Annotated in this window: 27 protein-coding genes; 21 read left to right on the forward strand and 6 right to left on the reverse strand. The window is 27.7% G+C overall.

What is annotated here, in order from left to right; all coding sequences use genetic code 11:
- Nucleotide 1: 1 nt before the first annotated feature.
- Entirely contained in the window at nucleotides 2-1,177 is a 1,176-nt protein-coding gene (locus KI686_RS09760; RefSeq protein WP_237589099.1) for an argininosuccinate synthase, read from the reverse strand.
- On the reverse strand, nucleotides 1,174-1,794 hold the full coding sequence (locus tag KI686_RS09765; RefSeq protein WP_237589100.1) for a GNAT family N-acetyltransferase: 621 nt from the start codon (nucleotides 1,792-1,794) through the stop codon (nucleotides 1,174-1,176). Before KI686_RS09765 ends, KI686_RS09760 begins: the two co-directional genes overlap by 4 nt.
- 618 nt (nucleotides 1,795-2,412) lie before the next feature.
- Here KI686_RS09765 and KI686_RS09770 point away from each other — a divergent pair.
- The 19 genes from KI686_RS09770 to KI686_RS09860 all read left to right on the forward strand — a co-directional run bounded on the left by KI686_RS09770 (nucleotide 2,413) and on the right by KI686_RS09860 (nucleotide 16,612).
- Entirely contained in the window at nucleotides 2,413-2,826 is a 414-nt protein-coding gene (locus KI686_RS09770; protein ID WP_237589101.1) for a DUF2141 domain-containing protein, read from the forward strand.
- Nucleotides 2,827-2,856: 30 nt separating this feature from the next.
- A complete protein-coding gene (locus tag KI686_RS09775) occupies nucleotides 2,857-4,218 on the forward strand; it encodes a 2TM domain-containing protein (protein WP_237589102.1) in 1,362 nt (453 codons plus the stop codon).
- Entirely contained in the window at nucleotides 4,218-4,526 is a 309-nt protein-coding gene (locus tag KI686_RS09780) for a 2TM domain-containing protein (RefSeq protein WP_237589103.1), read from the forward strand. Before KI686_RS09775 ends, KI686_RS09780 begins: the two co-directional genes overlap by 1 nt.
- Entirely contained in the window at nucleotides 4,519-4,827 is a 309-nt protein-coding gene (locus KI686_RS09785; RefSeq protein WP_237589104.1) for a 2TM domain-containing protein, read from the forward strand. The genes KI686_RS09780 and KI686_RS09785 overlap by 8 nt, the downstream gene beginning before the upstream one ends.
- 6 nt (nucleotides 4,828-4,833) lie before the next feature.
- A complete protein-coding gene (locus KI686_RS09790; RefSeq protein WP_237589105.1) occupies nucleotides 4,834-5,169 on the forward strand; it encodes a 2TM domain-containing protein in 336 nt (111 codons plus the stop codon).
- Nucleotides 5,170-5,173: 4 nt separating this feature from the next.
- A complete protein-coding gene (locus KI686_RS09795) occupies nucleotides 5,174-5,491 on the forward strand; it encodes a 2TM domain-containing protein (protein WP_237589106.1) in 318 nt (105 codons plus the stop codon).
- A gap of 24 nt (nucleotides 5,492-5,515) precedes the next feature.
- Nucleotides 5,516-6,271 carry a LytR/AlgR family response regulator transcription factor gene (locus tag KI686_RS09800; protein ID WP_237589107.1) on the forward strand — a complete coding sequence of 252 codons (756 nt, stop codon included), beginning with the start codon at nucleotides 5,516-5,518 and terminating at the stop codon, nucleotides 6,269-6,271.
- Between the two features lie 36 nt (nucleotides 6,272-6,307).
- The gene (locus KI686_RS09805; protein WP_237589108.1) at nucleotides 6,308-7,186 is read left to right on the forward strand and encodes an AraC family transcriptional regulator; all 879 of its coding nucleotides are present in this window, start codon (nucleotides 6,308-6,310) and stop codon (nucleotides 7,184-7,186) included.
- 88 nt (nucleotides 7,187-7,274) lie between these two features.
- Entirely contained in the window at nucleotides 7,275-8,147 is an 873-nt protein-coding gene (locus KI686_RS09810; RefSeq protein WP_237589109.1) for a nuclear transport factor 2 family protein, read from the forward strand.
- A gap of 151 nt (nucleotides 8,148-8,298) precedes the next feature.
- The gene (locus KI686_RS09815) at nucleotides 8,299-8,622 is read left to right on the forward strand and encodes a MoaF-related domain-containing protein (protein ID WP_237589110.1); all 324 of its coding nucleotides are present in this window, start codon (nucleotides 8,299-8,301) and stop codon (nucleotides 8,620-8,622) included.
- A gap of 14 nt (nucleotides 8,623-8,636) precedes the next feature.
- The gene (locus KI686_RS09820) at nucleotides 8,637-8,825 is read left to right on the forward strand and encodes an SIP domain-containing protein (protein ID WP_237589111.1); all 189 of its coding nucleotides are present in this window, start codon (nucleotides 8,637-8,639) and stop codon (nucleotides 8,823-8,825) included.
- Nucleotides 8,826-9,023: 198 nt separating this feature from the next.
- Nucleotides 9,024-9,899: a polymorphic toxin type 23 domain-containing protein gene (locus KI686_RS09825; RefSeq protein WP_237589112.1), complete on the forward strand. Its 876-nt coding sequence runs from the start codon at nucleotides 9,024-9,026 to the stop codon at nucleotides 9,897-9,899.
- The gene (locus tag KI686_RS09830) at nucleotides 9,892-10,815 is read left to right on the forward strand and encodes a leucine-rich repeat domain-containing protein (RefSeq protein WP_237589113.1); all 924 of its coding nucleotides are present in this window, start codon (nucleotides 9,892-9,894) and stop codon (nucleotides 10,813-10,815) included. Before KI686_RS09825 ends, KI686_RS09830 begins: the two co-directional genes overlap by 8 nt.
- 68 nt (nucleotides 10,816-10,883) lie before the next feature.
- Entirely contained in the window at nucleotides 10,884-11,582 is a 699-nt protein-coding gene (locus tag KI686_RS09835) for a carboxypeptidase-like regulatory domain-containing protein (RefSeq protein ID WP_237589114.1), read from the forward strand.
- A 114-nt stretch (nucleotides 11,583-11,696) separates the two neighbouring features.
- A complete protein-coding gene (locus tag KI686_RS09840) occupies nucleotides 11,697-12,701 on the forward strand; it encodes a DHH family phosphoesterase (protein ID WP_237589115.1) in 1,005 nt (334 codons plus the stop codon).
- A 71-nt stretch (nucleotides 12,702-12,772) separates the two neighbouring features.
- Nucleotides 12,773-14,344, forward strand: coding sequence for a helicase HerA-like domain-containing protein (locus KI686_RS09845; RefSeq protein ID WP_237589116.1), 1,572 nt, complete (start codon nucleotides 12,773-12,775; stop codon nucleotides 14,342-14,344).
- Between the two features lie 44 nt (nucleotides 14,345-14,388).
- Complete coding sequence (locus KI686_RS09850; protein WP_237589117.1) at nucleotides 14,389-14,955, forward strand: hypothetical protein; 567 nt, start codon at nucleotides 14,389-14,391, stop codon at nucleotides 14,953-14,955.
- Nucleotides 14,956-15,142: 187 nt separating this feature from the next.
- Nucleotides 15,143-15,511: a cupin domain-containing protein gene (locus KI686_RS09855; RefSeq protein WP_237589118.1), complete on the forward strand. Its 369-nt coding sequence runs from the start codon at nucleotides 15,143-15,145 to the stop codon at nucleotides 15,509-15,511.
- 84 nt (nucleotides 15,512-15,595) lie between these two features.
- Nucleotides 15,596-16,612, forward strand: a complete 1,017-nt coding sequence (locus KI686_RS09860; protein ID WP_237589119.1) for an AI-2E family transporter — start codon at nucleotides 15,596-15,598, stop codon at nucleotides 16,610-16,612.
- 69 nt (nucleotides 16,613-16,681) lie between these two features.
- On the opposite strand, the gene folD is transcribed toward KI686_RS09860, so the two are convergent.
- The 3 genes from folD to msrB all read right to left on the reverse strand — a co-directional run bounded on the left by folD (nucleotide 16,682) and on the right by msrB (nucleotide 19,669).
- Complete coding sequence (folD, locus tag KI686_RS09865) at nucleotides 16,682-17,557, reverse strand: bifunctional methylenetetrahydrofolate dehydrogenase/methenyltetrahydrofolate cyclohydrolase FolD (RefSeq protein ID WP_237589120.1); 876 nt, start codon at nucleotides 17,555-17,557, stop codon at nucleotides 16,682-16,684.
- 67 nt (nucleotides 17,558-17,624) lie between these two features.
- Nucleotides 17,625-18,953 (reverse strand): signal recognition particle protein, encoded by a 1,329-nt coding sequence (ffh, locus tag KI686_RS09870; protein WP_237589121.1) that lies wholly within the window; start codon nucleotides 18,951-18,953, stop codon nucleotides 17,625-17,627.
- A 233-nt stretch (nucleotides 18,954-19,186) separates the two neighbouring features.
- The gene (gene msrB, locus KI686_RS09875; RefSeq protein WP_237589122.1) at nucleotides 19,187-19,669 is read right to left on the reverse strand and encodes a peptide-methionine (R)-S-oxide reductase MsrB; all 483 of its coding nucleotides are present in this window, start codon (nucleotides 19,667-19,669) and stop codon (nucleotides 19,187-19,189) included.
- 177 nt (nucleotides 19,670-19,846) lie between these two features.
- On the opposite strand from msrB, the gene KI686_RS09880 reads away from it, so the two are divergent.
- Both KI686_RS09880 and KI686_RS09885 read left to right on the forward strand, forming a co-directional pair.
- Nucleotides 19,847-20,650 carry a M48 family metallopeptidase gene (locus tag KI686_RS09880; protein ID WP_237589123.1) on the forward strand — a complete coding sequence of 268 codons (804 nt, stop codon included), beginning with the start codon at nucleotides 19,847-19,849 and terminating at the stop codon, nucleotides 20,648-20,650.
- An 89-nt stretch (nucleotides 20,651-20,739) separates the two neighbouring features.
- Nucleotides 20,740-22,035 carry an MFS transporter gene (locus tag KI686_RS09885; protein ID WP_237589124.1) on the forward strand — a complete coding sequence of 432 codons (1,296 nt, stop codon included), beginning with the start codon at nucleotides 20,740-20,742 and terminating at the stop codon, nucleotides 22,033-22,035.
- Nucleotides 22,036-22,092: 57 nt separating this feature from the next.
- Here the strand turns inward: KI686_RS09885 and KI686_RS09890 are convergent, their stop codons facing one another.
- Complete coding sequence (locus KI686_RS09890; RefSeq protein WP_237589125.1) at nucleotides 22,093-22,650, reverse strand: type 1 periplasmic binding fold superfamily protein; 558 nt, start codon at nucleotides 22,648-22,650, stop codon at nucleotides 22,093-22,095.

Raw genomic sequence — 22,650 nt, forward strand, 5'->3', positions numbered from 1 at the left:
ATTATTTGTTTACTTGTTGATATATTTTGTTCTGGTTACCTATAATTTTAATAAAACCTTTAGCATCATCTGCTGTCCAAGCTTTATTTTCTTCACCATACGTACTAAATGCGCTCGACATTAAATCGTGTTTAGATACAATACCATCTAAAGTAAAATGATATGGTTTTAAAGAAACCACCACATCACCAGAAACCATTTTTTGAGAACTTTGTAAAAAAGCTTCTGTATCTCTCATTACAGGATCTAAATATTGACCTTCGTGTAAATGCATTCCGTAAAAACTAGATAAATATTCTTTGTGTTGTAATTGCCATTTTGTTAAAGTGTGTTTTTCTAATAAATGATGTGCTTTTACAGTAATTAAAGCAGCTGCAGCTTCAAAACCAACTCTTCCTTTTGTACCAACAATAGTATCTCCAACATGAATATCTCTACCAATTGCAAATTTAGAAGCAATATTGTTTAAGTTTTCAATATTTATTTCAGGTGCATTTTCTTGTCCGTTTAAAGCAACAAATTCACCATTTTTAAAAGTTAACGTAACTTTTTCTTCTCCTTCTTTTTCTAATTGAGAAGGATACGCTTCGCTAGGTAATGGTTTTTCTGATTTTAAAGTTTCTACACCACCAACACTTGTTCCCCAAAGACCTTTGTTTACAGAGTATTTAGATTTTTCCCAATTCATGTCAATTCCTTCAGACTTTAAGTAATCAATTTCTTCTTGTCTGGCTAATTTTTGATCTCTAATTGGGGTAATAATTTTAATATTTGGCGCCAATGTTTGAAAAATCATATCAAATCTTACTTGGTCATTTCCTGCACCAGTACTTCCGTGTGCAATATATTCTGCATCTATACTTTTGGCATATTCAATAATTTCAATAGCTTGTATAATTCTTTCTGCACTTACAGATAGAGGATAAGTGGCATTTTTTAATACATTACCAAATATTAAATACTTAACTACTTTATTATAGAAAGTAGCAACTGCATCAATATTTTTATAAGTTGTAACTCCCATTTTGTAGGCGTTACTTTCTATATGGCTAATTTCTTCTTTTGTAAAACCACCTGTATTTACACTTACAGCATGTACATCATATTCTTTAGATAAACTTACAGCACAATAAGATGTGTCTAATCCTCCGCTATATGCAATTACTAATTTTTTCATTTTTTATTTTCTTTTTTTAGAAACAAGTTCTGTTTAATATCTTTTAATTTTTTAAATACGCTTTCTTTAACTTCTACAGAAGCTTCTTTATTATTGTTTTTTGGATCGAACAACATACCTGTACACAAACACATTTTTCTGTCTGTTCTTGTTAAAACATCATAATTTCTACAAGTTTGGCAACCATCCCAGAAAGATTGATCGTCTGTTAATTCAGAAAAAGTAACAGGTTTGTAACCTAAATCACTATTTAATTTCATTACAGCTAAACCAGTAGTAATACTGAATACTTTAGCATCTGGAAACTTGGTTCTAGAATGCTTAAAGATAACTTCTTTAATTTGTTTAGCAAGCCCAATGTTTCTATAATCTGGGTGCACAATTAACCCAGAATTGGCAACAAATTTTCCATGTCCCCATTGTTCTATATAACAAAACCCTGCAAACTTGCCATTATCTAAAGCAATTACTGCGTTACCATTTTCTATTTTAGTGGCAATATATTCTGGTTTACGTTTAGCTATACCAGTACCTCTTACTTGTGCAGCATCTTCTATAGTTTTGCAAATAATATCTGCATAAACTGTATGTGATTTGTTAGCAATTACAATTTCCATTGCATTGTGTGTGTTTATTTTTTATAAAGTTGTTGTTTGTTTTTTTATACTGTAGAATTGGACTCACCTAATTCTTTGAATTTAGAACATACCCCAAAGGGCGACATGTTGTATAACGTCGTACATTTATATTGTTATTATTTAAAATAACATAGGGTTGTAAGTAAGTTTTTGTAGAAAGATTCACGATAAAAAATAAATGGTTAAATACTGTAATAGGGTAATTTGTTGCTAATATATAATATTAACAACGTCGGTTGCGTAAGCGCATACCGGGAGCTATTGTAGTACATAATTTATTTCTTGTTGCAGTAATCATGCTGCTAAAGTATATATTTTTTAAAACTTATTGTTAAAAATATATCTCTTTTTTGTGAGTTTTATCAAATTTAAGCAAAATTGGATTTTGCGTTAAAAATAAATCAACATAAATGGTTAATATCCAATTTTTTGATAAAATTTAAAAAGGTTTTTTTGTGATAATTAGTGTATAAATACCATTTTGGTATGGATAATTACAGTTCATCTTTAAAAAAATACAATTCGGTATTCTTTAATTTCTAAAACTAACGTTCCGTTGCATATTTGTATTGTAATTAATCACTAAAACAAAATATTATGAAATTTTTACTAGCAGTTATTATGGGAGCAATGTTATTTATTACTAATAATGTTACGGCTCAGAAAAAAACAATTACAGCAACAGTTGTTAATGCTGTTTCTGATGAAGGAAAAGTAGGCTTTGCATTGTATGATAAAGCTAATTTTAGAATAATACCGTTACAAGCTTCTGCATCAAAAATTAAAGAAGGAAAAAGTGTAGTAACTTTTAAAAATGTAGAAGTAGGAGAATATGCAATTATCTGTTATCATGATAAAAATAATAATGAAAAGATGGATTTTAATTCTTACGGAATGCCAATGGAAGATTACGGAGCTTCTAATAATGTAATGAATTTTGGACCACCAAATTATGAAGATGCTAAATTTACAGTTTCTGATAAAGATGTATCTTTAATAATTAAATTTTAAGTAAGTTTAGTACTGTATAAATTAAAAAAAATGATAAGATTAAACTCAAGTGTTTTTAAAAAAATAAAAAGTGATTCTATAATTTCTTTAAAACTAGCAATCGTTATAGGAATTATTTTCATAATTATTAATCAGCAGTTTAGTTTAAAGGGAATAGGTTTAACTTTTTTAATTTCTGCAATGTATTCCTTTACTTTAGGTTTAGGAAACGGAATTGTAAATGAGTTTTTAAACTCTAAATGGGATTGGGTAGAAGAAACCAATCAAAGAGTTTGGGCAGGAATTATATCTACAGTTGTTTATACAGTAATTGCGGTTTTAATAATACACTACGTACAATATATATTATTCTTTGGGTACAAGAGCGAAAATTTTTTTAGCGGTACTTTAATTTTGATACATTTATTTGCAATTGTTTTTTCTTTAGGTGTAGCAGTTTTTTTTCATGCAAAAGGTTTTATGGAAAACTGGAAAATTGCAATGACAAAAGAAACTACAGAACAGCAAATTGTAGCAAAAACAGAAACTGCAAAATTTGAATCTTTAAAAAGTCAGATAGATCCTCATTTTTTATTTAACAGTTTAAATGTATTAACTAGTTTAATTGGCGAAAATCCTGCGCAAGCAGAAAAATTTACTACCAAATTGTCTAAAGTATATAGGTATGTTTTAGAACAAAGAAATAAAGATTTAACAACGCTTACAGAAGAGTTAACCTTTGCAAAAACATATATGCAATTGTTAGAAATGCGTTTTGAAGATGCTGTAAAATTTAACATTCCGGATAAGGTAAGTAATATAGATTTAAAAATTGTGCCGCTGTCTTTACAGTTATTGTTAGAAAACGCAGTAAAGCACAATGTGGTTTCTTCTTCTAAACCTTTAGAAATCTCTATTTATGAAGAAAATGATTACTTAATTATAGAAAATAACATCAATCCTAAAGAAGCAATAGGTAAAAGCACAAAAGTTGGTTTACAAAATATTGCAGACAGATATGGATTAATCACTCAAAAAGGAGTGAAAATAGAAAATAATAACAAAACTTTTAAGGTGAGTTTACCTCTCTTATATAAAATAAACGACATTATGAATACAAACGATTTAGAAAATAGCAAATACGTAAAAGCAGTAGAAAAAGTAGAAAAGTTAAAAGAATTTTATCAAAATTTAACTTCTTACTGTATTGTAATTCCTTTTTTAATATTTATTAATTTAAGATTTTCTCCAGGATTTCACTGGTTTTGGTTTCCTTTATTCGGATGGGGAATGGGCTTAACTTTTCACTTTTTAGAAGTAAACAATTACAGTGTTTTATTAGGTAAAAACTGGGAAGACAAAAAAATTAAAGAATTAATGGATAAAGAAAACCAACGTAAAAATTATAAATAATGGAAGCAAATTTTACAGAAGAACAAAGATATATTTTAGCTAAAAAAAAGGTAGAAAAAATAAGTAAGTTTTATAAACATTTGGCAGTTTATATTGTAGTAAACACATTTTTGAGTGCAATTTTTATTGTTGGTGATATAAACGATGGAGACACTTTTAAAGAAGCATTTTTTAATTTAGGAAATTATAAAATTTGGTTTTTTTGGGGAATCGGAGTTGTTTTTCAGGCTTTAAATGTTTTTGGATTAAATATCATTTTTAATAAAGATTGGGAAAAAAGAAATATTGAAAAATATATGAATGAATAAAATTACACAAGATAAAATGGAATCAAATTACACACAAGAGCAAAAACTTCTTATAATTAAAAAAAGAGTAAAAAAAATAAAAGGTTTCTATTCTCACTTAACAGTTTACTGTATAATTATACCAACTTTAATTTTTATAAATTTAAAATTCGATCCAGGTTTTCATTGGTTTTGGTTTTCTCTATGTGGTTGGGGTATTGGACTTTTCTTTCATTGGTTTTCGGTATTCGGAATGAGTTTAATCGGTTTGGGTGAAAATTGGGAAGAGAAAAAGATTAAAGAATTTATGAACGAAAAATAAAAAGTAATGGAAAGAGATTTTAGACAAGAACAGAGTTATATTAAAGCAAAAAAAAGAGTAAAAAAGATAAAAGGTTTTTACATTCATTTAATTGTATATGTTTTAGTTAACATTTTTATTAGTGGTATTATTGTTTTTGGTTTAATGCAAAGTGGTTATAATTTTAAAGATGCTTTAACTAACTTTGGAGTGTATTCTACGTGGCTTTTTTGGGGAATAGGAATGATTTTTCATTGGTTAGGGGTTTTTGGTTTTAAATCTTTAGGTTTTGGTACAGAGTGGGAAGAGAGAAAAATTAAAGAAATGATGGAGAAAGACGAAACAAGAAACCGTAAATTTTAACAAGATGGAAAATTTAGACGAAAAGAGATTAATAAAAGCAAAAAAAAGAGTTGCAGAAATTAAACAGTTTTACAAACATGTAATTACATACATAATAGTAAATTTATTTTTAACCTTTGTTTGGACGTTTTCTTTTAAAATTTTTGGAAATCTTGTATTTAGTAACCAATATAATGCAGATGGATTTATACACATTCCTTTTTGGTTGGTTTGGGGAATTTTTCTAATTTTTGATGCCTTAAGAACTTTTGGTTTTGCTGGTAGTTTTACTAAAAACTGGGAAGAGAAAAAGATTAAAGAATTTATGAACGAAAAGAATTAATAAAAGCTGTAAAAATTTAAAAAAATGAATGTATTAATTATTGAAGACGAAAAACCAGCTGCAAGAAGACTAAATAGAATGTTAGCTGCTATTAATATAGAAGTAAAGCAAATGTTGCATTCTGTAGAAGAGTCTTTAAATTGGTTACAAAACAATAAACATCCAGATTTAATATTTTTAGATATTCAACTTTCTGATGGATTATCTTTTGAAATTTTTGAAGAAATTGAAGTAAAATCTGCCATTATTTTTACAACAGCTTATGATGAATATGCATTAAAAGCATTTAAATTAAATAGTATAGACTATTTATTAAAACCTTTAGATGATGATGAATTAAAAGTTGCAGTTGATAAGTTTAAAGAAAACCAACCAAAGCAAACAGACGTTCAGGTAAATATTAATGATATCAGAAAACTATTAATTAATCCGGTAGATAGAAAGTTTAAAAAAAGATTGTCTATAAAAGTTGGTCAACATATAAAAATAATACCAATAGATGATGTAGAGTGTTTTTATAGCGAAAACAAATCAACATACATTCACACTAAAGAAAATAGAAGTTTTTTGCTAGATAATTCTTTAGAAACTTGGCAAGAACAGTTAAATCCAGAACATTTTTTTAGAGTAAATCGTACCTTCATTATCCATATTAATTCTATAAAGGACATAATTGCCTATTCTAATTCTCGCTTAAAATTGATTTTAAATTCTTATAATGACTCAGAAATTATTGTAAGTAGAGAGCGTGTAAAAGATTTTAAGAACTGGATTGATTAGTATTATTCTTTCTAATAAATTAAGAGAAATATTGATATGAAAGGAATTCCGTATATAGAATTTAACTCAGAGAAAACAGAAGATTTTGGTTTCGAAATTGTTCCTATATCAAGAATTGCTCAACACAAAGAAGAACACGATCATCATCCAGAATTGCCTCATCAACTTAAATTTTATAATTTAATATTTTTTATAGAAGGTAGTGGAAGGCATTTTATAGATTTTAACTGGTTTCCTGTACAACAAAATAGTTTGATTTATTTAACAAAAGAACAGGTTACTGCTTTCGATTTTTCTAACAACCTAAAAGGTTTTTGCATCATTTTTACAGAAGCGTATTTTGTAGATTGTTTTGCTAACTTATCAAAAGATTTTGTTTTTAGATTATTTAATCCGCAATTATTTTCTCCAATATTACAAATTCCAAAAGAGTCAGATTTTAATGATTATTTTAAGTTGTTACAGAAAGAGTATTATAATACAGCGATGTTTAATCAAAAAAACATTATCAATTCATTGTTTACAATTCTTATCTCAAAAGCAGAAAACATCAAACAAAATCAGACTATTTACATTAAAGATTCTTCTAAAATTAGTGTATTTAAAAAATTTACATCACTAATAGAACATAATTTGTCCAAAAGTAGAAATGCTAGTTTTTATGCAAATGAATTAGCGATTACATACAAACATTTAAATTCCATTTGTAAAGATTTGGTAAACAAAACTGCAAAGAATGTTATTGATGATTATATTATTCTACAAGCAAAAAGAAGTTTGATAAACTCTTCTATAAAAAGCACGGAATTAGCTTATAGTTTAGGGTTTGATGATCCTACAAACTTTACAAAGTATTTTAAGAAAAATACAGGATTAACCCCAAATTCGTTTATAAAGTCCGTTTCTAGTATTTAAAGGTTCGATTTTAACCATTTTTATTCCTTTTTTCATCTTTTGTAAAATTAATACTTGCTGCACCTTTGTATCAGACAAAAACAAAGAAATGAAGCAAATAATAATAACGGTTGCAATTGCTTTTACAATAGCATCTTGTAACACAATAAAAGAAGTATCAACAAAAAAAATAGAAAAAATGGAAACTAAAACAGCATTATTAAACAAAGAAAAAGCAGCAGCATTAATTACAAGTTTAGAAACTGGAGATAAATCTACAATTGCTTACATAAACCCTACCAATTATAAACAACACAATTTAATGGTTGCAGATGGTTTAGAGGGATTTGGAGAAGTTTTACATCATGCGCCAGAAGGCGGATTTAAAGCAAATGTAGTTCGTACTTTTCAAGATGGAAACTACACATTTACACATACTATTTACGACTTTTTTGGACCAAAAGTAGGCTTCGATATTTTTAAATTTGAAGGAGGACAAATTGTAGAACATTGGGATAATTTTTCTGACAAAACTGCTGTAAACCCAAGTAATCATTCACAGACAGATGGTACTATTGATCTTACAGATTTAGATAAAACCGAAGCAAATAAAGCTTTAATAAAAGATTTTGTAAATACTATTTTGATTAATGGAGAATATGATAAAATGTCAAATTATTTTGATGGAGATCATTACATTCAACATAATTCTATGATTGGAGACGGGCTTTCTGGTTTTGGAAAAGCAGTTGAAGAAATGGCTAAAAAAGGCATTACAATGGTTTTTGAAAAGAATCATATGGTTTTAGGTGAAGGTAATTTTGTGCTTTCTGTAACCGAAGGGAAATTTGCTGGAAAACCTACTTCTTTTTATGATTTATTTAGAATTGAAAATGGTAAAATTGCTGAACATTGGGACACTATAGAAACTATTTTACCAAAAGAAGCGCATAAAAACACGAATGGTAAATTCAATTTTTAATCAATTTTAAAAATTAAAATATGAAAACGAAATGATTAATATGTATTTGTCTTGCACTTTTTAGTGCAAGACTTGTTACTGCCCAAACCAATAAAAAAGAAGAAACCAAATTTCAATTTGGCGAACTAGAGCTTTTTTAGATGGATATTTATTGAATTTTCAGTATCAAAATGGTACTGCAATTCATATGGAATTTAATGAAGGAAAAGCAGAATATGAATGGATTGCTGGACCTGCTAAAGGAAATGGTAATTCGGATATTTCTTATCGTTCTCGTAAAATTGGAGAAAATTTGTATTTAATTAATTGGCATGAAACCGGAATAAAAGATTATTTAACCATTGTTTTTGATTTTGATAAAATGATTGTGCATAGTTCTATAATAATTGGTTATGAAAATAAACCAGAAAGAACGTTAAAAACTGTTTTTAGAAGTGGAATTATTGATCATCTAAATAAGAGTAATAAGAAATAATAAAACAAAATTCTATGGATGATATTCTAAAAGTTGTTAAAGAATTAGCATCTAAACTAAAAGGTAAAAAAATGGTTTATATAGCAGGAGATAGTAGAGTTTGTATCGCTTTAAATCAATATTTTAGAAAAGAATTAAAATGGGATGTCAAACAGATTAAAACAAAACCATTTTGGAATCCAAGTAAAAAAGGATTAGAATAAATAAAAATCCCTTAACTTTAAAGTGATAGCTGTTTTGGTTGATGTTAAAAAAGAAAGCCTTAAATTTATATATTAATTAAATCAGTTATTATTTTTAATAATTATAATTTTTACAGCTTAAATACTACAATTATAAAACTAGGTGTTTTTTTATTTTTTATATTAAATACAAGTATTTTTTATACACAATCTGTTAAAGTGAATTTGAGTTTTTTATTAAAAGCACAAATACAATTAGGCAATCAAAACCAAGGCATAAAAATAGGTGCTTATGGTTTAGGAACAGGGCAGTTTAATGATTTTTCTATAGAAACAGGGCTTGCATTGTACAGTGGTTATTTATTAAAAAAACACACTGTTAAAACTGCAGGGTTTAATTTTGGCTTCGATTTTTTTACTCTATTAGGGGTTGGGAATAATAATAATTTTTTAGGCTCTTCTTTTTTTGAAGATGGACCTTTATTAGCTTCAATAGAAAATAGGCAATATTTTTATGGAATAGGTTTTGGCTTCGAAAAAGAGTTTTTACCCAGAGATTTAAGTTTTTTTAATCAACGATTAGGAAAATTTTTAATGCGTTTCAGTAAAGAAAACAATTCCATTAACGTTCAGTTTAAAAACGATCTTAGAGTAGGAAATTTTTTTTATGGAAACGGAACAGATTTTGGTAGAACAGGTATTCTAGAACTCAGTTATAGTTCTATTGTAAAACCTCAAGAGATAATTCATTTTGGTATGGCACTTTCTTTATTTACGCCAAGTCCAGATTACAGTAAAACACCAAACAATCCTATAAATTCAGATGATAGTAGTAAAAATGTTTGGTATACAAAAAGGCCTTACAATAACTTGTTTTATGCTAATATATATGCTTTTGGTGCTTATAAAAATAATTATTTTTATGGATCTTTAAAAGCTGGAATGAATTCTCAAAAATTAGGTGCATTTGTTCAGAATACTTTACATGATAGTTTTGGTTTAAATCCTCGTTTTCCTTGGGAAGTAAGTAAAAAAGACAAATTATTTTTAGAAATTAATAACAGTTTTTTTAATACTAATAAAACAAATGAATAAAATTTTAACATACATTTTATTAGTAGTTTTATTGCAAAGTTGCAACGCTTATAAACGTTCTTTTGGAACTACATTTACTGATTTAAAACCAGAAAATTACACAACATTATATCGTTTAGATTTAAGTAATCAATTTTTAAAAATTGTACCAGAAAATTTAGATAAACTTATAGAATTAAGAATGTTAAATCTTTCTGGTAATACTTTTTTAAATTTAGATGAAACTTTTAAAGCAATTAAGAATCCAGAAAAGTTAGAAGTACTTATTTTAGATAGTTTAAATTTAAGAAATTTACCAAAATCAATTTTAAGATTTAATAATTTAAAGCATCTTTCTTTAAATGAAAATAAAAATATTAATTTAGATGAGGTTTTAGAATTAATTTCTAATTTACCAATAAGTTTCCTGAATTTACAAAATAATAGTTTAGAAAAACTTACTATTAATATTGCTAAACTAAGTAGTATTTCGAGTATTAATTTATCTTACAATAAAATAACAAATTCAAAAACTTTTAGAAATTTAGCTAGATTACCAAAACTACGTTCTTTATGGTTAACAGGAAATAATATTAATAATTTACCAGATGAAATAGGATTGTTAATCTCGTTAAACAACTTATATTTAGAACATAATAATTTATCTTCATTGCCTAAAAATATAGAAACGCTTAAAAAAGTTAGGGTTTTTCACTTAGGTTACAATAAATTTACTGAGTTACCAAAAGAATTGATTAATATGCCGGTTTTAACACTTCTACATATTAATAATTGTAAGATTAGTAATATTCCTGATGCTTTTTTTACAAATAAATACTCTTTAAAAAGTATTATTTTAGATGATAATCAATTATCAAATTTAGAGAAAGAAAAGTGGAAAAAGGTTTTTAAAGGTTTTTTTATTGCCTCTTTTTAAGGAAATGATTACCAGAATAATATTGTTTAATTTCTTCTTAACTTAGCAAGTATAATTTTTATTTAAAAATGAGATATAAAGTACAGATTCCTAAACCTTGTAATCAAAATTGGAATAAGATGACTCCAACTGAAAGAGGTGCGTTCTGTTCTATTTGTCAAAAAGAAGTCTTAGATTTTACTAAAAAATCAAATTTTTATTTGGCAAAAATTTTAGATAATAATCAAGAAATATGTGGAAAATTTAAAGCAGAACAATTAAATACCGAAATTTCTTCTATTGAAAATAATAAATATTCAAATTTTAAATTTCTTTTAGGAATATCAACTTTTTTATCATTAACAAATCCTTTATTTAGTCAAAAAAAAATAGTTAAAATAAATAAAGTAGCTCAATTTAATCAGAGTCAAGAAAAAGATATATTTATTGAAAAAGTTTCAGATTCCATACAAATTAAAGGTTTTATTTCTGATGATAATTTTGGTTTACCTGGAGTAAATGTCTACTTAAAGAAACAATTTTATGGAGTACAAACTGATTTTGATGGAAAATTTTCAATTAATATTGATAGTAAAGAAATAGAAAAAAATGTAATTCTTGTAATATCTTATCTTGGTTTTAAAAGTCAAGAAGTAAAAATATCTAACAAAACAAAATTCTTAAATATAGTCATGGAAGAAGATGATGTAATTTTAGGTGAAGTTGTTATTGTTAAAAAACAAAATATTTTTAGAAAGATTGGTAGACTATTTAAAAAAAATAACTAGATTTTTTTAGTAATAATTTTTGATTCATTTTCACTCTCTTTAATAATAACCTAACTTTACACGTTCTTAAAAAGAAATAATTACTATTAAGAGGTAGTTGTAAAAATAGAATTCATGAATATTTACAAAGAAATAGAAGCAGAAATTAAAGATGCTTCAAATATTGTTATTACAGCACACAAATCTGCAGACGGAGATTCGATAGGCTCTTCTTTAGGATTGCAATATTTTATAGAAAAATTAGGTAAAAAAGCTATTGTTTGTCATCCAGATAAAGCACCAAGTTTTTTATATTGGTTAGATACTTCTTCAATTTTATTAATGGATGAAAATCCTGAACAAGTAACAGAAAAAATGCAAAATGCAGATTTAATTTTCTGTTTAGATTACAATGCAACAAATAGAGTAGGACCAGAAATGCAAGAATTGTTAGAAAACGCAACTTGTAAAAAAATAATGATAGACCATCATTTAAATCCAGAAGATTTTCCAACCATTACAGTTTCCGAAACTACTGCATCATCAACATCACAATTAATTGTAGATTTAATAGAAGAATCTGGCCATTTAGATTTGTTAGATTCAAAAATAGGAACACCTTTATATTTAGGAATTTTAACAGATACAGGTAGTTTTAGATTTAATTCTGTAAAGCCAAGAACGCACGAAGTTTTAGCTAAAATTTTAGCAGCAGGTGTAGAGCATCATTTAATTCACGAAAAATTAAGCGATAATAATACAGAAACTCGTTTGCGTTTGCAAGGATATGCAATGAGTAAAAAATTAGAAATTTTATACGATTATAATGTTGCAATTATTTCTTTGTCTAAAGAAGAATTAGCAGAATATAATTATGTAAAAGGAGATACAGATAATTTAGCAAATTTAGTACTATCTATAAAAGGGATGAAAGCTGCTATTGTATTTACAGAAAGAGACGGAATTATGAAAATCTCTTTCCGATCTAAAGGAGAAGAAAACCCTGTAAATGTTTTAGCAAAAGAACATTTTAATGGTGGCGGACATGCAAATGCTGCAGGAGGAATGAGTGATTTAACTGTTGATGAAACTTTAGAAAAATTAAAAGGATTAATACCGCAATATTTTACAAAAGAGTAAGAATTGTTTTTTAAAGGATAAATAATTTTTAAACTATTAAACTTTGATTATTTTTATCGAAATTTAAGAAGATGAGTCAGAAGGAAGAATTTTTTGAGTACATAAATAACGGTTACAAAACCAAAGGCGATTTTATAGAGTTAGGTGCTGCAATGTTGGGTGAAGAAACAATTACAAATGCAATTGTAAAAGTGCCTTTAAAAACATTAAACAGACACGGTTTAATTGCTGGTGCAACCGGAACAGGTAAAACAAAAACACTTCAAATTTTAGCAGAAAACTTATCAGAAAAAGGAGTTCCGGTTTTGTTAATGGATATAAAAGGAGACCTTTCTGGTTTGGCAAAAGCAAGTGATGGTCATGCAAAAATAGATGAACGTCATGCAAAAATTGGCTTTCCTTTTACAGCTAAAAAATTTCCTATAGAAGTTTTAACAATATCAGAACAAGAAGGTACAAGGTTAAGAGCAACTGTATCTGAGTTTGGGCCTGTTTTATTATCAAGAATTTTAGATTTAACAGAAACGCAAAGTGGTATTGTTTCTATTATTTTTAAATATTGCGATGACAATAAATTACCACTTTTAGATATAAAAGATTTTAAAAAATTATTGCAATTTGTAACCCAAGAAGGTAAAGAAGAAATTCAAGGAGAATACGGACGAATTTCTACAGCATCTACAGGTGCAATTTTGCGTAAAATTATAGAAATAGAACAACAAGGAGGTGATTTATTTTTTGGAGAAAAATCTTTTGATGTAGAAGATTTAACCAGAACAGATGAAGACGGAAAAGGAATAATTTCTGTATTACGTTTAACAGATATACAAGACAAGCCAAAATTGTTTTCTACATTTATGTTGCAATTATTGGCAGAAGTTTATGAAACTTTTCCAGAACAAGGAGATGCAGACAAACCAGAATTAATCATCTTTATAGACGAAGCACATTTGGTTTTTGATGAAGCTTCTAAAGCATTATTAAACCAAATAGAAAGTATTGTAAAACTAATTCGTTCTAAAGGGATTGGGTTGTATTTTGTAACACAAAACCCTAAAGATGTGCCAGAAGATATTTTAGCACAATTAGGTTTAAAAGTACAACATGCATTAAGAGCTTTTACAGCAAAAGATAGAAAAGCTATTAAATTAGCAGCAGAAAATTATCCAGATTCAGATTATTACGATACTAAAGAAATTTTAACGCAATTAGGTATCGGAGAAGCTTTTGTATCTGTCTTAAACGAAAAAGGAATTCCAACTCCATTGGCAAGAACAATGTTACGCGCACCAATGAGTAGAATGGATGTACTTACAGAAAAAGAGCTAAAAAGTGTAATAAATAATTCGCGTCTTTTTTACAAATACAACGAAAATTTAGATAGAGAAAGTGCTTACGAATTATTAAACTCTAAAATAGAAAAGATAAACATTGCAGAAGAAAAAGCAATAAAAGAAGAAGCCTTTAAAAAAGAACAAGAAAAATTAGCGAAGCAGAAAGAAAAAGAAAGACAAAGAGAAGAAAGAGCTGCAAAAACGGCTTCTAGAAGAAGAAGTACAGCCCAAAATCCAATAGTAAAAGTATTAACAAGTGCTACGTTTATAAGAGCAGCATTTGGTATATTAAAAAAAGTGATTAAATAACAAATTAAAAATAAATACGTTTAACTACGTATAAAAATAACAAAATGATTCATAAAAATATCTTATCAATAACAGCAATTGCATTTTCATTATTAATGGTTAGTTGTACTAGTAATAATAAATTTAAAATAGAAAAAGGAAAAATAGGAGAGTTAACATCACAAACAAAAATTAAAGATTTAAGCTCTATTTTTAAAAAAGATTCTATTGTTAGAAATTTAAGCGAAGGAGCACAAGGAGATAATTATTTTCAAGAAGACGATGAGTATTTTGTTTATGAAAAAGGAGGTAAGTTACTATTAACTATTATGCCAAAAGAACAATTAGATTCTACATCTACTATTAAAAGTGTAGAAATTAATGATGCGCGTTTTAAAACAGAAACAGGCATTAATTTAAACTCAAGTTTTTCAGAAATCAATTCTTCTAACAATATAAACAGAGTAGAATCTACATTTTCTTCTGCTACCTTGTTTATAGATGATTTAAATGCAACAATAGCAATTGATAAAGAAGAACTAGGTTTAAAAGAGTTTAGTACTCAAAAAGTTACTTTAGAACAAATACCAGATTTAGCAAAAATGAAGTCTTTTATAATTTGGTTTAATTAGGGCGTATTTATGCCTTTTTTAAGAAAGCCATAAACCGCGCTTTCCGCTATATCTTTTTATGTTAAATTAATTTTTAGCATTTTTAAAACACTTATTAAGTAAATAATAATTTTGTATTATATTTATTCAATAAGTGTTTTTTACATAAAAAGGATGCCACTTCAATCGCTTACGCAAACCAATCAACATGAAAAAAAAATATACCATTCAAAAATCTCCATTTGTAGTACCAACAACAGATGGTAAATTAATAGAAGAGCATTTTGGTAATGCAACCAATAATAACTCTAAAGTTAGTATTGCTCACATGGTTGCACCTGCAGGATGGAGCGAGCCGTTTCAAACACCAGAATTCGAAGAATACACATATATTATAAAAGGGAAAAAACAATTTATAATAGAAAATGAAACTATTATTTTAGAAGCAGGACAGTCTATTAAAATAGAAAAAAATACCAGAGTTCAATATTCAAATCCTTTTGATGAAGAATGCGAATATTTAGCCATTTGTTTACCAGCTTTTTCTATAGAATTGGTAAATAGGGAACAAGTATAATAAAATTACATATGGGTTAATTTATAAATTGATAGTTATAAAATAAACTCCTTATTATTTCTAAATTACGATAAACAACTAAACATGAAAGACACAATTTCACCTAGAATAATAAGACAAGTTTTTGTTTTATTGCTTATTTTATTTATTTCAATTTTAATTTTTAGAGAGCTAGTTCCTTATTTATCCGGAATTTTAGGAGCTATAACCATTTATGTTTTATTAAGAAAATGGATGGTTTATCTTTTAGAAAAAAATTGGGCGCCAAGTATAGCAGCAACTTTAATAATTATAGTTTCATTTATTGGTATACTTTTACCTGTATCAGGTATTTTATTTATGCTAGCAAATAAGGTTAGTGATTTAGTAGGTAATTCTGAAGAAATAGTAGAATCCTTTAAGTCTCAAATGACTTCTTTAGAAACAAAAGTAGGCTACAATTTTACAGATAAAATGAATTTTTCTGAAATTTCTAGTTGGTTAACCGATAATTTACAAGGTTTTGTTGGTAGTACATTTAATATCTTTTTATCAATAGGATTGATGTATTTTATCCTTTATTTTATGTTAGTTAATGAAAATATTTTAAGAAAATCTTTATATAAATATATTCCTATTAATGAAGGAAATTTAAAAATTATAGGTTCAGAATCTCATGCAATGGTTCGTTCTAATACCATAGGAATTCCTTTAGTTGCAATTGCACAAGGTGTTATAGCCCTTATTGGTTTTCTTATTTTTAATGTAGAAAACCCATTTTTTTGGTTTGCAATTGTTACTGTGGGCTCTATGATTCCTTTTATAGGTACATTTGTAGGTATTTTACCCGTTTTTATTTTAACTTTAGCTTCTGGAAATGATTTTGCAGCTTGGGGTATTTTAATTTATGGAATAGTAGTAGTAGGATCTACAGATAATATTATAAGGCTTTTTGTGTTAAAAAAATTAGACAACGTTCACCCTTTAATAACCCTAATAGGTGTAATTGTTGGTGTACCTCTATTTGGTTTTATAGGTTTAATTTTTGGGCCTTTGTTAATTAGTTTGTTCTTGGTGATTGTAAAAATTTATAGAAAAGAATTTGCAGAAGGAGATCTTTAATAAATTAGTTTTAAGAATAAAAAAAAGCGATGAATTTAAATTCATCGCTTTTTTTATTTTATGTAAAAACTAGCTTTTTCTTTGGCAAGCTAATAATGTGTTTTTTAATAGCATGGCAATTGTCATTGGGCCAACACCACCAGGAACAGGTGTAATAAAGTCAGACTTTGCAGCAACTTCATCAAAAGCAACATCACCAACTAATCTAAATCCGCTTTTTTTGCTAGAATCTGCTAAACGAGTAATACCAACATCTACAACTGTTACATTATCTTTAACCATATCAGCTTTTAAAAACTCAGGAATTCCTATTGCAGCAATAATAATATCTGCTTGTAAAGTTATTTCTTTTAAGTTTTTTGTTCTACTATGGCACATTGTAACTGTAGCATTACCAACTTTTCTTTTTTGAGATAATAAAATACTCATTGGGCTACCAACAATATGGCTTCTACCTAAAACAACTACATGTTTACCAGACGTTTCTACATTATATCTGTCTAGAAGTTCTAAAATTCCGAATGGAGTTGCAGAAATAAATGTAGGTAAGTTTAAAGCCATTTTACCAACATTTGTTGGGTGAAATCCATCAACATCTTTATCAGGATCTATAGCCATTAAAACCTTTTGTTCATCAATATGTTTAGGTAATGGTAATTGAACGATAAAGCCATCAATATCATTATCAATATTTAAAACAGCTATTTCATTTAATAACTCTTCTTCTGTAGTTTCTTCAGATAATCTAATTAAAGTAGATTCAAAACCAACACGTTCACAAGCTTTTACTTTTGCATTTACGTATGTTATACTTGCGCCATCATTACCAACAATTACAGCAGCTAAATGAGGTGTTTTATGTCCCTTGTTTTTTAGATCTCTTACTTCTAAAGCAATTTCTTCTTTAATATCTGCCGATGTTTTTTTTCCGTCTAATAAAATCATTTCTAGTTATTGTATATTATATAAACTAAAAAAAGATAAACGCATGTTTATCTTTTAAAAATATTTTTTATCTCATTCCTTTCATCATTTGCATCATCTTTCTTCCGCCGCCGCCTTGCATCATCTTCATCATTTTACTCATTTGATTAAATTGTTTCATCAATTGATTAACTTCTTGTATAGATGTACCAGAACCTTTTGCAATTCTTCTTTTTCTACTTGCATTTATGCTAGAAGGTGTGCTTCTTTCAGAAGGTGTCATAGAGTGTATTATTGCTTCTATACCTTTAAAAGCATCATCATCAATATCTACATCTTTCATTGCTTTACCAGCACCAGGAATCATACCAACTAAATCTTTCATGCTACCCATTTTTTTAATTTGTTGAATCTGACTTAAAAAGTCATCAAAACCAAATTGATTTTTAGCAATCTTCTTTTGTAGTTTTCTAGCTTCTTCTTCATCGTATTGGTCTTGTGCTCTTTCTACTAAAGAAACAACATCTCCCATTCCTAAAATACGATCTGCCATTCTATCTGGATGGAAAACATCAATAGCATCCATTTTTTCTCCAGTACCAATAAACTTAATAGGTTTATCAACAACAGATTTAATAGATAATGCAGCTCCACCACGAGTATCACCATCTAACTTTGTTAAAACAACTCCATCAAAATTTAAAATATCATTAAAAGCTTTTGCAGTATTTACTGCATCTTGCCCTGTCATAGAATCTACAACAAATAAAGTTTCTTGTGGTGTAATAGCTTTATGGATGTTTGCTATTTCTGTCATCATTTCCTCATCAACAGCTAAACGACCAGCGGTATCAATAATAACTACATTTTTACCATTAGCTTTTGCATGTTTAATGGCGTTTACAGAAATTTCTACAGGGTTATTGTTACCAACTTCTGCATAAACTTCTACACCAATTTGTTCTCCAACAACTTGTAATTGATTAATAGCGGCAGGTCTGTAAACATCACAACCAACTAATAAAACTTGTTTTGCTTTTTTTGTTTTTAAAAAGTTGGCTAATTTTCCTGAAAAAGTGGTTTTACCAGAACCTTGTAAACCAGACATTAAAATAACGGTTGGTGATCCACCTAAGTTTACACCTACAGTTTCTCCACCCATTAAATCAGTTAGTTCATCTTTAACTAACTTTACCATTAATTGTCCTGGGTTTAATGTAGTTAATACATCTTGCCCAATAGCTTTAACTTGTACTCTTTTGGTAAATTCTTTGGCAATTTTAAAGTTAACATCGGCATCTAATAACGCTCTTCTTACTTCTTTTAAAGTTTCTGCAACATTTACCTCGGTAATTTTACCATGACCTTTTAAGGTGTGTAAGGCTTTATCTAATTTTTCGCTTAAATTATTAAACATAAATTGTCTTCTTTTTTAGGAAGCACAAATATATGAATTAGAGTCGATTTGTAAACTGATTACGAATACTTTTTTGTATACATTTTCTTAAAAAAAATGATAGTTATTAATACGTTTAAAAAGAAACATGATTAATAACTATCATTATAAAGAATATTACTAATACCAAATTAGGTAAGTAATTTATTGGTACTAATATTTATAAGTTTATGCTTGATAAAAAAAATAAGTACTTATTTTTTTGTTGGAATAAATTTTAGAGCAACACCATTAATACAATGGCGTTTACCTGTTGTTTCTCTTGGGCCATCATCAAAAGAATGCCCTAAATGACCACCACAAGTATTACATTTTAATTCTGTTCTTGCATATCCTATTTTATAATCTACATCTAACTCAACATTTTCTTCAATAGCTCTATCAAATGAAGGCCATCCAGAACCAGATTCATATTTGTGTTCAGATTTGTATAAAGGTGTGTTACAAGCTGCGCAAACATAAGTTCCTTCTTTGTGATTACTATTAAACTCACTAGTGTAAGCTCTTTCTGTACCAGCTTCTCTTAAAACATAGTATTGTAAAGGAGACAAAAGTTTTTTCCACTCTGCATTTGTTTTTTCCACTTTATACGTCTTTTGTTCTTTTGATGAGTTTTGCGCATTTCCAACGCAATTGATCATCAATAATAAGGTTATGATGGATACAAATTTCTTCATGTATTTTAATTATTTTTTGTTTGTAAATTTAGACGAAATTTAAGGAGTTAACTTACAGCTTAAAATTTTTAGGCTAAAAAAACTATTATATGAGTTAAGATCTGTAATTTTAAAACAATAAATTTGTGACAAATTAAAGAACCTAGTGTCTGAATAATTGATAAAATAAAGATAAATATGAAAAAAATAATTGTTTTAATTTTAACTGTTTTAGTATTTGTAGAATGTAGTACTGTGCCAATTACTGGTAGAAAACGTGTTAATTTAGTAAGTGATGCACAGGTTTTACCAACTAGTTTTGCCCAGTATTCTACTTTTTTAGAAGAAAATAAATTATCTACAAATAAAGAAATGACTAATCAGATAAAATCTGTTGGAAAAAATATTTCTGAAGCTGTAGATCGATTTATGAGAGCAAATAATATGGTAGAAGAGGCAGATGCTTATAAATGGGAGTTTAATTTGGTGGATGATAAAACTGTAAACGCTTGGTGCATGCCTGGTGGAAAAGTTGTGTTTTATACAGGGATTATGCCAATTTGTGATAATGTAAATGGAGTAGCAGCTGTTATGGGGCATGAGGTAGCTCATGCATTTGCAAAACATGGTCAAGAACGTATGACATCTTCTTACGGACAAGAAATAGGTACTTTATTGGTTGCTTTAGGTACATCTAACAAAGACCCTCAAACACAAGCTATTTGGAATACCGCTTATGGTGTAACATCTGGTTTAGGAATGTTAAAATATAGTAGAGTTCATGAACAAGAAGCAGATAGATTGGGTTTAATTTTTATGATTATGGCTGGTTATGATGGAACAGAAGCTGCGGAAGTTTGGGTAAGAATGAGCCAAAATTCTGGTGGTAGTTCTACTCCAGAAATATTAAGTACACACCCTTCTAACGAATCTAGAATAGAAGATTTAAAAACATATTTACCTACTGCAAGAAAATATGCAGCACAGTATAATGCTAAATAGTATTAAACAATAAAACAAATAGATTTCCTATATTGTAACCGTTCAAAAAAAATGATTTTTTTGAACGGTTTTTTTATAAAAAAGTAATTATGTTAAAAATAGGAGATAAGAAATTAATTAATGCTTGGGCTTTTTATGATTGGGCAAATTCGGTATATTCTTTAGTAATTAGTACAGCTGTTTTTCCATTATACTATAGTGCAGTTACAGATGGTAAAACAGTTTCTTTTTTGGGTGTAAACTGGTCTCATTCAGATAGTTTATATAGTTATGCGTTGTCTTTTTCTTTTTTAATAGTAGCCTTTATTTCTCCAATATTATCAGGTATAGCAGATTATACCGGTAACAAGAAAAAGTTTATGAAGTTTTTTTGTTGGTTGGGTGGTTTATCTGTAGCAAGCTTATATTTTTTTGAAGATATAGATACTGTTTGGATTGGTATTGTATTTACAGTTTTGGCTAGTATTGGTTTTTGGGCAAGTTTGGTTTTTTATAATGCTTATTTACCAGAAGTTGCACATCCAGATCAACAAGATAGAGCAAGTGCAAAAGGATTTATTTATGGTTATATTGGTTCTGTTATTTTATTAATTATTAATTTAATAATGATACAAATGCCAGATTTTTTCGGTATTTCTTCTGGTATGGCTTCTAGAATTTCTTTTGTTATGGTTGGTATCTGGTGGATTGGCTTTGCACAATTTACTTTTAAAAAATTACCAAATGATATTTACAATAGAAAACCAGATAAAGATTATATATGGAAAGGTTTTAGAGAATTAAAATTAGTTTTTAAAGAAGTTGTAGAGAACCAAACATTAAAACGTTTTTTAATTTCTTTTTTTTTACTGAGTGTTGGGGTACAAACTATTATTTTGTTAGCAACAATATTTGGTTCTACAGAATTAGGTTTAGAAGCTATAGATTTAATTATAACCGTTTTATTAATACAAATTGTAGCTATTTTAGGAGCATTTTTGTTTTCTAGATTATCAGAAAAAAAAGGAAACTTTTTTGCTTTAAAAATTGCAATTGTAATATGGATGCTGGTTTGTTTTGGTGCTTTTTTATTACATAAAGAGTTGCCAAATGTTGCTACTTATTTTTATTCTTTAGGTGCTGTTTTAGGTTTGGTTTTAGGTGCTATACAATCTTTAACTAGGTCTACTTATTCTAAATTATTACCAGAAACCGAAGATCATGCAACTTACTTTAGCTTTTATGATGTTACAGAAAAAATAGCAATAGTTTTAGGTACTCTAGTATATGGTGTATTATATGCAATTACAGATTCTATGCAATGGTCTGTATTGTGCTTAGGTTTATTTTTTTTAGCGTCTTTAATTATTTTAAGTACTTTAAAAAAGACAAAATATGTAAAATAAAAAAAGTGCTGAATTTATAAATTCAGCACTTTTTTCTAAAAATGTTTTTGTAAGAACTTATTCTATTGTTAAAGGGAAAGTAACTTCTGCATCTGTTTCTCCATCTGCATTTGTAATATTTCCATCTATAACTCCCTCACCACTTTTGTTTGGTTCGTGTATAAGAGAAACAGTTAAGTTCTCTGAACCAGCAGACGAAGTTGATAATGTAAAAGTAATACCAATAGGATCTCCGTTCTCATCTGCATCTGTATAAGTAGCTATAGCTAAACTATTAGCAAAAGAATAAAAGAATTGATGATCTACACCTTCTTCTAAAACTTCTTCTGTAATGTCTTCTGCAGGATCTTCAGTTTCATTTAAAACTTTTGTACTACCAGTATAAATAGTATTAGCTGCTAAAACTCCACCTGTAACTACAGGCTCATTTGGTCCGTCTCCATCTAAATCTACACTATTTAAAACAATTTCAGTTCCATCTTCTTGCGATGTTAATGTTACAGTAACTGTAGTTATTAATTCTTCTTCGTTTACTACTTCTGGATCATCATCATTAGAACAAGCTGTTGCTAAAATAATTGATGCTAATATTAATATGTGTTTTATAGATTTCAT

Origin of the sequence: Polaribacter sargassicola, assembly GCF_021991835.1 — a bacterium.
Taxonomy (GTDB): domain Bacteria; phylum Bacteroidota; class Bacteroidia; order Flavobacteriales; family Flavobacteriaceae; genus Polaribacter; species Polaribacter sargassicola.

Bases quoted from the DNA above. Each gene is read 5' to 3' on its own strand.
- KI686_RS09855 (WP_237589118.1), top strand. From the start codon at position 15,143: ATGAAAAAAAAATATACCATTCAAAAATCTCCATTTGTAGTACCAACA.
- KI686_RS09840 (WP_237589115.1), top strand. From the start codon at position 11,697: ATGAATATTTACAAAGAAATAGAAGCAGAAATTAAAGATGCTTCAAAT.
- KI686_RS09845 (WP_237589116.1), top strand. From the start codon at position 12,773: ATGAGTCAGAAGGAAGAATTTTTTGAGTACATAAATAACGGTTACAAA.
- KI686_RS09830 (WP_237589113.1), top strand. From the start codon at position 9,892: ATGAATAAAATTTTAACATACATTTTATTAGTAGTTTTATTGCAAAGT.
- KI686_RS09850 (WP_237589117.1), top strand. From the start codon at position 14,389: ATGATTCATAAAAATATCTTATCAATAACAGCAATTGCATTTTCATTA.
- KI686_RS09765 (WP_237589100.1), bottom strand. From the start codon at position 1,794: ATGGAAATTGTAATTGCTAACAAATCACATACAGTTTATGCAGATATT.
- KI686_RS09770 (WP_237589101.1), top strand. From the start codon at position 2,413: ATGAAATTTTTACTAGCAGTTATTATGGGAGCAATGTTATTTATTACT.
- KI686_RS09835 (WP_237589114.1), top strand. From the start codon at position 10,884: ATGAGATATAAAGTACAGATTCCTAAACCTTGTAATCAAAATTGGAAT.
- KI686_RS09775 (WP_237589102.1), top strand. From the start codon at position 2,857: ATGATAAGATTAAACTCAAGTGTTTTTAAAAAAATAAAAAGTGATTCT.
- folD (WP_237589120.1), bottom strand. From the start codon at position 17,557: ATGATTTTATTAGACGGAAAAAAAACATCGGCAGATATTAAAGAAGAA.
- KI686_RS09890 (WP_237589125.1), bottom strand. From the start codon at position 22,650: ATGAAATCTATAAAACACATATTAATATTAGCATCAATTATTTTAGCA.
- KI686_RS09790 (WP_237589105.1), top strand. From the start codon at position 4,834: ATGGAAAGAGATTTTAGACAAGAACAGAGTTATATTAAAGCAAAAAAA.
- KI686_RS09885 (WP_237589124.1), top strand. From the start codon at position 20,740: ATGTTAAAAATAGGAGATAAGAAATTAATTAATGCTTGGGCTTTTTAT.
- ffh (WP_237589121.1), bottom strand. From the start codon at position 18,953: ATGTTTAATAATTTAAGCGAAAAATTAGATAAAGCCTTACACACCTTA.
- KI686_RS09820 (WP_237589111.1), top strand. From the start codon at position 8,637: ATGGATGATATTCTAAAAGTTGTTAAAGAATTAGCATCTAAACTAAAA.
- msrB (WP_237589122.1), bottom strand. From the start codon at position 19,669: ATGAAGAAATTTGTATCCATCATAACCTTATTATTGATGATCAATTGC.
- KI686_RS09760 (WP_237589099.1), bottom strand. From the start codon at position 1,177: ATGAAAAAATTAGTAATTGCATATAGCGGAGGATTAGACACATCTTAT.
- KI686_RS09795 (WP_237589106.1), top strand. From the start codon at position 5,174: ATGGAAAATTTAGACGAAAAGAGATTAATAAAAGCAAAAAAAAGAGTT.
- KI686_RS09785 (WP_237589104.1), top strand. From the start codon at position 4,519: ATGAATAAAATTACACAAGATAAAATGGAATCAAATTACACACAAGAG.
- KI686_RS09780 (WP_237589103.1), top strand. From the start codon at position 4,218: ATGGAAGCAAATTTTACAGAAGAACAAAGATATATTTTAGCTAAAAAA.
- KI686_RS09800 (WP_237589107.1), top strand. From the start codon at position 5,516: ATGAATGTATTAATTATTGAAGACGAAAAACCAGCTGCAAGAAGACTA.
- KI686_RS09805 (WP_237589108.1), top strand. From the start codon at position 6,308: ATGAAAGGAATTCCGTATATAGAATTTAACTCAGAGAAAACAGAAGAT.
- KI686_RS09860 (WP_237589119.1), top strand. From the start codon at position 15,596: ATGAAAGACACAATTTCACCTAGAATAATAAGACAAGTTTTTGTTTTA.
- KI686_RS09880 (WP_237589123.1), top strand. From the start codon at position 19,847: ATGAAAAAAATAATTGTTTTAATTTTAACTGTTTTAGTATTTGTAGAA.
- KI686_RS09810 (WP_237589109.1), top strand. From the start codon at position 7,275: ATGAAGCAAATAATAATAACGGTTGCAATTGCTTTTACAATAGCATCT.